General features: G+C 41.9%; 9 protein-coding genes. 6 read left to right on the top strand and 3 right to left on the bottom strand.

Annotation, left to right across the window (positions count from 1 at the left end; all coding sequences use genetic code 11):
- Positions 1-199: 199 nt before the first annotated feature.
- Positions 200-1,516, bottom strand: coding sequence for a branched-chain amino acid transport system II carrier protein (brnQ, locus tag HMPREF3002_RS07180; RefSeq protein WP_070665849.1), 1,317 nt, complete (start codon positions 1,514-1,516; stop codon positions 200-202).
- 135 nt (positions 1,517-1,651) lie between these two features.
- On the opposite strand from brnQ, the gene HMPREF3002_RS07185 reads away from it, so the two are divergent.
- The gene (locus HMPREF3002_RS07185) at positions 1,652-2,680 is read left to right on the top strand and encodes a YdcF family protein (RefSeq protein ID WP_070665850.1); all 1,029 of its coding nucleotides are present in this window, start codon (positions 1,652-1,654) and stop codon (positions 2,678-2,680) included.
- A gap of 184 nt (positions 2,681-2,864) precedes the next feature.
- Here HMPREF3002_RS07185 and HMPREF3002_RS07190 read toward each other — a convergent pair whose 3' ends face one another.
- Positions 2,865-3,419, bottom strand: a complete 555-nt coding sequence (locus HMPREF3002_RS07190; RefSeq protein ID WP_070594565.1) for a GNAT family N-acetyltransferase — start codon at positions 3,417-3,419, stop codon at positions 2,865-2,867.
- A 96-nt stretch (positions 3,420-3,515) separates the two neighbouring features.
- Between HMPREF3002_RS07190 and HMPREF3002_RS07195 the strand changes: the two genes are divergently transcribed.
- Positions 3,516-4,859 (top strand): MATE family efflux transporter, encoded by a 1,344-nt coding sequence (locus HMPREF3002_RS07195; protein WP_013903533.1) that lies wholly within the window; start codon positions 3,516-3,518, stop codon positions 4,857-4,859.
- 68 nt (positions 4,860-4,927) lie between these two features.
- Here HMPREF3002_RS07195 and HMPREF3002_RS07200 read toward each other — a convergent pair whose 3' ends face one another.
- Positions 4,928-6,598: a formate--tetrahydrofolate ligase gene (locus tag HMPREF3002_RS07200; RefSeq protein ID WP_070589043.1), complete on the bottom strand. Its 1,671-nt coding sequence runs from the start codon at positions 6,596-6,598 to the stop codon at positions 4,928-4,930.
- 175 nt (positions 6,599-6,773) lie between these two features.
- On the opposite strand from HMPREF3002_RS07200, the gene HMPREF3002_RS07205 reads away from it, so the two are divergent.
- From HMPREF3002_RS07205 to HMPREF3002_RS07220, 4 genes are all read left to right on the top strand, one after another.
- The gene (locus tag HMPREF3002_RS07205; protein ID WP_070665851.1) at positions 6,774-7,451 is read left to right on the top strand and encodes a phosphopantothenate--cysteine ligase; all 678 of its coding nucleotides are present in this window, start codon (positions 6,774-6,776) and stop codon (positions 7,449-7,451) included.
- 10 nt (positions 7,452-7,461) lie between these two features.
- On the top strand, positions 7,462-8,001 hold the full coding sequence (gene coaC, locus HMPREF3002_RS07210) for a phosphopantothenoylcysteine decarboxylase (protein ID WP_070665853.1): 540 nt from the start codon (positions 7,462-7,464) through the stop codon (positions 7,999-8,001).
- Complete coding sequence (locus HMPREF3002_RS07215; RefSeq protein ID WP_045759407.1) at positions 7,998-8,558, top strand: ECF transporter S component; 561 nt, start codon at positions 7,998-8,000, stop codon at positions 8,556-8,558. Before coaC ends, HMPREF3002_RS07215 begins: the two co-directional genes overlap by 4 nt.
- 150 nt (positions 8,559-8,708) lie before the next feature.
- Positions 8,709-10,424: a phospho-sugar mutase gene (locus HMPREF3002_RS07220; RefSeq protein ID WP_070665857.1), complete on the top strand. Its 1,716-nt coding sequence runs from the start codon at positions 8,709-8,711 to the stop codon at positions 10,422-10,424.
- Positions 10,425-10,463 lie beyond the last annotated feature (39 nt).

The following is a 10,463-nucleotide window of genomic DNA, read 5'->3' on the forward strand; positions in this document are numbered from 1 at the left end:
GAAACTTTCCGCCGTGAGAAAAGTGCTAGAAACAGTGATGTTTCTAGCACTCGGGAGTTTTGAAACCTTAGATTCAAAACTAAGTCATGGAACTTCTATGAAGTTCGCTGACGTCCGTACTCACCTAAGGAAAGTTTCTAAGAGGATATTATCTTCAATCTATTTCTAAAGCACAAAACTTTAGAGTTTCTAATATAACTTATTTTTCTGCTGTTTGTTTATTTGGTAATACGAGCGATAAAAGAATCCCGATGACTACTGGCACTAACCATGGAAGAGATTGAGCCGCAAATGGAAGCAAAGCAATCCCCTTTTCTACTAGAGAAATTTTAAAGGTACTTGCCAGAACACTTGCAACAGAGACCAAGCTAGCCAAGAAAATAGTCAATTGCATTCCTGGTTTTGAAAGAGCCACAAATTTATTCACTATCACAATCAATACAATGGTAATGGTGATTGGGTAAAGAATCATCAAGACCGGCAATGAGAAAGCAATAATGGTATTCAAGCCAAGGTTTGCAATCGCAAAACCAATCAGAGTGAAGACACTTGCATAGACCTTGTAAGAAACCTTAGGGAAGGTGCTATGGAAGAATTCACTAGTAGAGACGATTAAACCAGCGGTTGTGGTAAAGCAAGTTACCGTCACCATTCCTGCTAGGAAAATCTGAGCAGTCGGACCAAAGATCGCTTTGGTCGCTTCTGATAATACATAAACCCCTTTATTGCTATCAGATGCCATAACGGAAGCCGGAATTGGAAAATGATTCCCCAGATATCCTAAACCGATATACAGCACACTAAAACCAAGGGCTACAACAATTCCAACCAACCAAATGGTCTTGATATATTCTTTCTTACTTGAAAATCCAAGTTGATTCAAGGTAGTCACTGCGATCACACTAAAGGCAACAGATGCCAAGGCATCCAAGGTATTGTACCCCTCTAAAAATCCTTGCCCAAAGGCAGATGCCTGATAGGCTTTTGTGGCCACCATTGGAGCATGTCCACTGTATTTCAGAGCCCCAAGAACGACCAAGATCAAAATGAGAATCGCAAAGATCGGGGTCAATATACGACCAATCCGATCTAGAATCTTAGATGGATTCAAAGCAATCAGAAAGGCTAGCAAAAAATAGACCAGGGTAAAAATGAAAAGTGCTAAACTGGCATTCATTCCACCTAATAAGGGGGCTATCCCCACTTCGAAAGATACCGTCGCCGTTCTTGGAATGGCAAAGAAAGGACCAATCGAAAGATACAGCGCAACTAAGTATACAATCGCGAAAACAGGTGAAATCTTACGAGAAATCTCATGAATATATCCTTTGGGATTAAGTGTCCCGATAATCAAGGTCACAATGGCAATTCCCACGCCTGAAAGGACAAACCCAGCAATAGCTGGCCAAAATTGATTACCCGATAAAGCACCAAGAGCCGGTGGGAAAATCAGGTTTCCAGCACCAAAAAAAATACCGAACAGTAATAAACCTGTCAGGGAACCTTTTCGTAACATACTATCTCCTTAAAAAAACGATAATCTTAACTTTATCAAATTCATTTGAAGAAAGCAACTTATTTGCATGAACAATCCGCTAGTTCTATCAGTCATTATGGTACAATGGATGTAAGATTTTACGAGGTGCAAAACATGTATCTATATCTATTCTGGTTATTTCCAGCTCTTATCTTTTTATTGTTCTTTATGAGTGATCGCAGAAGACTGTTCAATGCTTATCTATTTTCGATAAACCTAGGGCTTCTTCTACTGATTTCTGCATTTTTACTAGTCGTTCGAACTGAGCTATGGTTTAATCAACAAATTGCAATGATTGTCTTTGTGGTGATTTCCATCCTCGTTTTTCTCAGCATTATTTTCTCCTCTCTTTTTCTTCTCTTTAACGGCCGTCAAATGATGCTTTTTGAAGGAAAAAGACTGGCCAACCTCCTATCGCTGCTCTATGGACTGTTTATTATCGGAGCTTTGGCACTACATTTTCTACCCTATTTCCCAGGGAATGACATCCTCATTTATCTGACTGACTTTGCCCTATTTTACATGACCTTTCTCTACCTCTCTTATGTATCCTACGGGACCTTTTGCAATCTCTTTCCAGTTCGCAAAGAGCCGGACGCCATTATCATTCTTGGCTCAGGTTTGATCGGAGACAAGGTTCCCCCACTCTTGGCCCAGCGTCTTGATAAGGGAAAGGCCATTTATGAGCAGTTCGACGGACGACCAAAGCTGATTGTTTCTGGTGGCCAAGGGTCAGATGAGCTGATCGCTGAGGCGGAAGCTATGGCCAGATACTTAATGGAACATGGGGTTCCTGAATACGCCATTCTCATCGAGAATCGCTCTCGTACTACTTTTCAAAACCTGACCTTTAGCAAGCGTATCCTTGAAAAAGAGGGGCTGGGCAAGAGAGTCCTTGTAGTAACCAATTCTTTTCACGCGCTCCGTGCAGGTGTCTTTATGAGACGATTGAAAATACCTGGTCGAAGTATCGGTTCAAGAACAGCTTTTTACTATCTCCCATCCGCTTGGATTCGAGAAACCGTCGGCTTGGTTTCACTCTATTGGAAATGGCATGTTGCCTTCCTAGCTCTTCTGTTTCTGCCTTGGTTCTTTACACAAATCATGAAACTGATTGAGTTCTTAATGCTATATCTAAACTAAAAGAGGCTGGGACAAAAGTCCTAGCCTCTCAATTATTTTTGGATTGTCGAGCAAGACGCAGTGGTTGATGGGCTCTACTACGCTGATTTCATCAGCTTTTATAGCCCTACTCAACTGTGCGGAGGAGGGACGACGAAATCGAATTCTAACGAATTACCGATTTCTGTCCCACTCTCTTTCTTTTCTAGTGGTCACTAAAGCGTCTATATTTAATGCGGAAATCGAAATAATTTTCTTCCTGCAGTTTACGGAAAATATCGCGATAAGCCTCTTCGTCAAAGTGATCACCCCGATAGAGAATTTCAAAGCTCAGTCCTTCGTATTCTAAAAAAGCATTAGCAGTTTTAAAACCATTACGCTTATAGAAATCCATCCGAGACTGACGTTGCTCTAGATTGTCACATTCTTCATCTAAACGTTCCACTTCAAGAATCATGGTTCTTTGGTAAAATTCTACCAATTTTTCAATGATTTCTTGACCATAACCGTGGCTACGTAGGTGGGGCATAATGGCAAAGAAGCTAACATAAAAAACTTTCTGATTATAGATAGAAAAAGCAAATCCTACAAATTCTTCTTCGTTATAAAAAGCAAAAAAATTAGCATCGTCATTGTCCGTATAACTCAGGTATTCCGACAAAGGAACTCGCTCTTCTTCTGGAAATGCCTCGATATTCAGCCTCTCGACCTTGTCCAGATCTGGGAACGTTTCCGTGATTAATTGGCTGGTTAAGCTCATAAAAGCCTCCTTTTCTGCCCTGATTATACCAAAAAATGTAAGGGGATTCAACTACCGATGCTTGTCGCTGGTTACTGAAGTTGGTATAATGACACTATGAAAAGAATTCAACGTGTAGATCTCATAAATGGTCCTATTTTACCCGCTCTTTTGAGTTTTGCCTTTCCTATTCTTTTATCCAATATCTTCCAACAACTCTACAATACCTCAGATGTCATGATTGTAGGGCGTTTTTTAGGTCAAAAATCTTTGGCCGCCATTGGGGCAACCTCTGCTATTTTTGATTTGATTGTTGGATTTGCTGTCGGTGTTGGCAATGGGATGGGGATTATTATCGCGAGAAATTATGGGGCTAAAAACGAAGACCAATTACGAAAATCAGTCGCCGCAACTGCTATTATTGGTTGCATCCTCAGTCTCTTTGTGATCTTCATTGGCGCTGTCGGACTTTATCCCCTGCTCCAGTTTTTAGGGACCCCATCAGCCATTGTGTCTCAGTCTTATCTCTATATCGCTACCATTGTTAATGGTGTGGCTGTGACCTTTGCCTATAATCTTTGTGCCGGACTTCTTAGAGCGGTTGGCGATAGTCTAGCGGCACTCTACTTCCTGATTATCGCTGCCATTCTCAATATTCTTCTCGATCTTTATTTTATAACCCAACTTCATCTTGGAGTTCAATCTGCTGGGATTGCAACCATTATTGCTCAGGGTATTTCGGCCCTTCTTTGTCTTCTCTATATTCGTAAGAAGGTCCCTTTTCTGCTCCCGCATCGCAAGGATTTTGTTTGGGACAAGGAGCTTTATCAGGATCTGCTAAGTCAGGGCCTTGCCATGGGCCTCATGACTTCCATCGTTTCGATCGGAACGGTTATCCTCCAATCCGCTATTAATCAGCTTGGAACAACCATTATCAGTGCACAGGTCGCAGCCCGTCGCATCATGTCCTTTGCCGTTTTACCGATTACAGCTATCGCCTCAAGTATCACAACTTTTATCTCGCAGAATTTTGGCGCAGAGCAATTCCAGCGGATCAAAAAAGGCGTTACCATTGCCAACCTTCTTTCTTGGGTTTGGTCTGTCTTGGTTGCTGCTCTTCTATTCTTCACAAGTCCGTCTATAACCAGCTTTATTTCCGGCTCGACAAATCCTGATCTCATTGCAAATGCCAGTCTTTATCTCCAGATCAGCTCTTGCTTTTATCCTATTTTGGCGAGTCTCATCATCCTGAGAAATGCCCTACAGGGAATGGGTAAAAAATTAACCCCACTCACATCCAGTTTTATTGAATTGTTTGGAAAAATTTTCTTCGTTCTGTGGATTATTCCTCACACCGGCTACATGGGGGTCATTCTCTGCGAACCCCTTATCTGGATTCCCATGACCCTACAGCTCATCATAATCTATCGAAAAATCAGGTACCAACTCCTTACTGAATAATGATTGATTAACAAGACCAAAACAACTTCTGCTCATTTGAACAGAAGTTGTTTTTAGATATCTAGCTATTAGAACAAACCGATGGCTGTTCCATCAGCAGACACATCCATATTCAAAGCAGCTGGACGTTTTGGTAAACCAGGCATGGTCATGACATCCCCAGTCAAAGCGACAATAAAGCCTGCTCCCAATTTTGGAACCACTTCACGGATAGTGATTTCAAAGTTTTCAGGAGCTCCCAAGGCATTTGGATTATCAGAGAAGCTATATTGTGTTTTGGCCATACAGATTGGCAACTTATCCCAACCATTTTTCACGATTTGGGCAATTTGTGTCTTGGCTTTCTTCTCAAAATTCACCTTAGTACCGCGGTAAATTTCTGTAACAATCTTTTCAATTTTTTCTTCAACAGAAAGGTTGTTATCATACAAGCGTGTGTAGTTAGCTGGACTTGTTTCGATGGTCTGAACCAAGGTTTCAGCAAGGTCAACTCCACCGTCAGCACCATTCGCCCATACACTCGCAAGCTCAACTGGTACATCAATTTCAGCACACAATTCTTTCAAAGCAGCAATTTCTGCTTCTGTATCGGTGATAAATTCATTGATGGCAACCACTGCAGGAATGCCAAACTTACGGATATTTTCAACGTGGCGTTTCAAGTTGGCAAAACCAGCACGAACAGCCTCTACATTCTCTTCAGTCAAAGCATCCTTGGTCACTCCACCGTTCATCTTAAGGGCACGGAGTGTCGCTACGATTACGACTGCATCTGGTGATGTAGGTAAGTTTGGAGTTTTAATATCAAGGAATTTTTCAGCGCCAAGGTCAGCACCAAATCCTGCTTCTGTAATCGTATAGTCTGCTAAATGAAGAGCTGTCGTCGTTGCTAATACAGAGTTACATCCATGGGCGATATTGGCAAATGGACCACCGTGAACAAAGGCAGGCGTTCCATAGATGGTTTGAACCAAGTTTGGCTTAATCGCATCTTTGAGAATCAAGGCAAGAGCCCCTTCCACTTCCAAATCACGGACATAAACTGGACTACGATCATAACGGTAACCAATAACGATGTTGGCCAAACGACGTTTCAAATCTTCAATATCTGTCGCCAAGCAAAGGATGGCCATGATCTCAGAAGCAACGGTAATATCAAAACCGTCTTCACGCGGAATCCCATTTAAAGGTCCGCCAAGACCGACAGAAACATGACGAAGAGCGCGGTCATTCAAGTCCACTACCCGTTTCCAGATAATCCGACGTTGGTCAATACCTAGCTCATTTCCTTGGTGCAAATGATTATCAATTAATGCTGAGAGAGCGTTATTAGCCGTTGTGATCGCATGCATATCCCCTGTGAAATGAAGGTTGATGTCTTCCATCGGTAGAACTTGGGCATAACCACCACCAGCAGCACCACCTTTAATCCCCATAACTGGACCCAAAGAAGGTTCGCGAATGGCAATCATGGTTTTTTTACCGATTTTATTCAAAGCATCTGCTAGACCAATGGTGATGGTTGATTTCCCTTCTCCAGCTGGAGTTGGGTTGATCGCAGTGACTAAGATAAGTTTTCCTACTGGATTTTTCTCAACTTCACGAATCTTATCAAAGCTCAATTTCGCCTTGTATTTTCCATACAATTCAAGATCATCGTCTACCAAACCAATTTTCTTAACAACGTCCACAATCGGTTGGAGTTCAATGCTTTGAGCAATTTCGATATCTGTTTTCATAAGGGACTCCTTTATATTTGATAGATCTATTATACCTAAAATTCGCGAAAATAACATATTTTTTCCACCTTTTGAATCGAACGTTCGTTTTTTATCTAAATTTTATGGCTACACATAGCTAATCCTAATAGCTTAAGAACTTTACTTACGTATCTTTTTTATGTATAATAAGCATATGCATATTTTAATTACATCAGGCGGGACGAGCGAAGCCATTGATAGTGTTCGTTCGATTACCAATCATTCCACCGGGAGCCTAGGGAAAATTCTTGCAGAAATGGCTCTTGCAAAGGGACATCAGGTGACCTTGATCACAACGCCTACCGCGCTTAAACCCGATCCTCATCCACAGCTTCGACTTCTATTGATCCAGAATGTCGAAGAACTTCTCACACAAATGAAAACGGAAGTCCCTCATCATCAGGTTTTGATTCACGCTATGGCAGTCTCAGACTACACACCTGTTTACATGACAGGCCTTGAGGAAGTTGAGAAGGCTCAAGACCTTCATAGCTTTATCCATCGCGAAAATCAGGAACCGAAAATTTCTTCCAAAGAAGAATACCAAGTGCTCTTTCTAAAGAAAAATCCCAAGATTATCTCGCTCGTCAAAGAATGGAACCCTGCTATTCAACTGATCGGCTTTAAGCTTTTAGTCGACGTTTCTTCTGAAGAGTTGATCCATGTAGCGCGTGAAAGCTTGGTTAAAAATCATGCCAGCATGATCGTTGCCAATGATCTGACCAAGATTCAGAACGGTCAGCATCAAGCCTATCTAGTGACAGATGATCAGGTCCTAGAAGCTTCTACGAAAACAGAAATCGCAGAGGCTATCCTACGTTATATCAAATAAAAAGGAACATATGACACACATTACTTTAGCGGTTACCGGTAGTATTTCCGCCTATAAGGCTGCTGATATTACCAGCCAACTAACCAAATTGGGATTTGAAGTGAAGGTCCTCATGACTCCTTCAGCCCAAAAATTTATCACCCCTTTAACCTTGCAAGTTCTTTCAAAAAACCAAGTAGGGCTAGATGTTATGGTGGAAGACGATCCACGGCGGATCGAGCACATCGACATTGGGAAAGAAACTGACCTCTTTCTTGTCGCGCCAGCCAGTGCCAATACCATTGCTAAATTGGCTATGGGACTGGCAGATAATATGGTCACAAGCACAGCTCTAGCCTTGCCACAAAGAACTAAAAAATTACTGGCCCCTGCTATGAATACAAAAATGCTAGAACATCCCGCTACCCAACGAAATCTAAAACTCATACAAGACTATGGTTACCAGATTATCCAACCTCGTGATGCTGTTCTTGCTTGTGGGGACAAAGGTGCTGGAGCTCTAGCGCCTGTAGAAACTATTGTAGAAACTGTTAAGGAGAATTGTTTATGAGAAAATCATCTTCTATTTCACGAATTGCCATCTTTTTTGCGGTGATGATCACCATTCACTTTGTGACATCTTTCATTCTGCAATTTGTTCCATCAGGAATTCAACCAACCTTGGTTCATATTCCTGTCGTTATCGCCTCTATCATATACGGTCCACGAATTGGAGCTATCTTAGGACTCCTCATGGGACTCTTTAGCCTCACTATGAATACCTTGGTTTTAACACCAGCCAGCTATCTCTTTAGTCCCTTTGTCCCTCACGGGAATCTCTACTCCCTTATCATTGCCATAGTCCCTCGGATTCTCATCGGGGTAACCCCTTACTTCGTCTATCGCTGGATTCGTAATCGTACTGGACTTGTGATCGCTGGAATTGTCGGCTCTATGACCAATACTGTTTTCGTTCTAAGTGGGATTTATTTCTTCTTTGGCAACAGTTTTGGAGGGGGGATTCAACATTTCCTTGGCTTGATTGTCTCTACTAACTCACTCATCGAAGTCATTGCGACAGTACTCATTACCAGTGCAGTCGTTCCATCTCTTGAAAAATTAAAATAACCTTTCAAGCCAAGACCAATTTATCTTGGCTTTTTTTGATGGTGAATTAGCTCTATTTTTTTGAAAAGATTTACAATTATCGCTAGAATTTTCTGAAAAAATTTGCTATAATGTAAGCGATTAAATTATAAGCAAAAAGGAGACGCTTGCATGACCTATCAAGAAAACTACCAAAAATGGCTCAACTTTGCTGAATTACCAGCTTACCTTCGTGATGAGTTGGTCGCAATGGATGAAAAAACAAAAGAAGATGCCTTCTATACCAACCTAGAATTCGGTACAGCTGGTATGCGTGGATTAATCGGTGCTGGTACTAACCGTATTAATATCTATGTTGTTCGCCAAGCAACTGAAGGATTGGCCCAATTGATCGACTCAAAAGGTGAGGAAGCGAAGAAACGCGGTGTTGCGATCGCCTACGACAGCCGTCACTTCTCTCCTGAGTTTGCTTTTGAATCTGCTCAAGTTTTGGCTGCTCATGGGATCAAATCTTATGTATTTGAAAGCCTACGTCCAACACCTGAATTGTCATTTGCTGTTCGTCACCTCCACACATTTGCTGGGATCATGGTAACCGCTAGCCACAACCCTGCTCCATTTAACGGATACAAGGTATACGGTGAAGACGGTGGACAAATGCCTCCAGCAGATGCTGATGCATTGACAGATTACATCCGTGCTATCGAAAATCCATTCGCTGTGAAATTGGCTGACCTTGAAGCAAGCAAGGCTAGCGGTCTGATTGAAGTTATCGGTGAAAACGTCGACGCTGAATACTTGAAAGAAGTGAAAGGCGTTAACATCAACCAAGACTTGATCAATGAATACGGTCGCGACATGAAGATTGTCTACACTCCACTTCATGGTACTGGTGAAATGTTGGCTCGTCGTGCTCTTGCCCAAGCTGGATTTGAAGCTGTTCAAGTTGTTGAAGCTCAAGCTGTTCCAGATGCTGACTTCTCAACTGTTAAATCTCCAAACCCTGAAAACCAAGCTGCCTTTGCTCTTGCTGAAGAACTTGGCCGCAAAGTAGACGCTGATGTATTGGTTGCAACTGACCCAGATGCTGACCGCCTTGGTGTTGAAATCCGCCAACCAGATGGTTCTTACCTCAACCTTTCTGGTAACCAAATCGGAGCGATCATTGCTAAATACATTCTTGAAGCTCACAAAACAGCTGGTACCCTTCCTGCCAATGCTGCCCTCTGTAAATCAATCGTATCAACTGAGTTGGTGACTAAGATTGCAGAAAGCTACGGCGCAACAATGTTTAACGTCTTGACTGGTTTCAAATTTATCGGTGAAAAAATCCATGAATTTGAAACACAACACAACCATACTTACATGCTTGGTTTCGAAGAAAGCTTCGGTTACCTGATCAAACCATTCGTACGTGACAAAGACGCTATCCAAGCCGTTCTTATCGTTGCTGAAATCGCAGCTTACTACCGCTCACGTAGTATGACTTTGGCAGATGGTATCGAAGAAATCTACAAACAATACGGTTACTTCGCAGAAAAAACCATCTCTGTTACCCTTTCAGGTGTGGACGGGGCTGCTGAAATCAAGAAAATCATGGATAAATTCCGTGGTAATGCTCCTAAACAATTTAACAATACAGACATTGCTAAGACAGAAGACTTCTTGGAACAAACAGCTACTACTGCTGACGGCGTTGAAAAATTGACAACTCCTCCAAGCAACGTTCTTAAATACATCTTGGCTGATGATTCATGGTTTGCCGTTCGTCCTTCAGGTACAGAACCAAAAATCAAATTCTACATCGCTACAGTTGGTGAATCTGAAGCAGATGCTAAAGAAAAAATTGCAAATATCGAAGCAGAAATCAATGCTTTTGTAGGCTAAAACACGAGGCTGGGACAAAAGTCCTAGCCTCTCAATTAT

This window comes from Streptococcus sp. HMSC065E03 (assembly GCF_001815045.1).
Lineage (GTDB): Bacteria > Bacillota > Bacilli > Lactobacillales > Streptococcaceae > Streptococcus > Streptococcus parasanguinis_AD.

Bases quoted from the DNA above. Each gene is read 5' to 3' on its own strand.
- HMPREF3002_RS07200 (WP_070589043.1), bottom strand. From the start codon at position 6,598: ATGAAAACAGATATCGAAATTGCTCAAAGCATTGAACTCCAACCGATT.
- HMPREF3002_RS07215 (WP_045759407.1), top strand. From the start codon at position 7,998: ATGAGAAAATCATCTTCTATTTCACGAATTGCCATCTTTTTTGCGGTG.
- HMPREF3002_RS07190 (WP_070594565.1), bottom strand. From the start codon at position 3,419: ATGAGCTTAACCAGCCAATTAATCACGGAAACGTTCCCAGATCTGGAC.
- coaC (WP_070665853.1), top strand. From the start codon at position 7,462: ATGACACACATTACTTTAGCGGTTACCGGTAGTATTTCCGCCTATAAG.
- HMPREF3002_RS07205 (WP_070665851.1), top strand. From the start codon at position 6,774: ATGCATATTTTAATTACATCAGGCGGGACGAGCGAAGCCATTGATAGT.
- HMPREF3002_RS07220 (WP_070665857.1), top strand. From the start codon at position 8,709: ATGACCTATCAAGAAAACTACCAAAAATGGCTCAACTTTGCTGAATTA.
- HMPREF3002_RS07195 (WP_013903533.1), top strand. From the start codon at position 3,516: ATGAAAAGAATTCAACGTGTAGATCTCATAAATGGTCCTATTTTACCC.
- HMPREF3002_RS07185 (WP_070665850.1), top strand. From the start codon at position 1,652: ATGTATCTATATCTATTCTGGTTATTTCCAGCTCTTATCTTTTTATTG.
- brnQ (WP_070665849.1), bottom strand. From the start codon at position 1,516: ATGTTACGAAAAGGTTCCCTGACAGGTTTATTACTGTTCGGTATTTTT.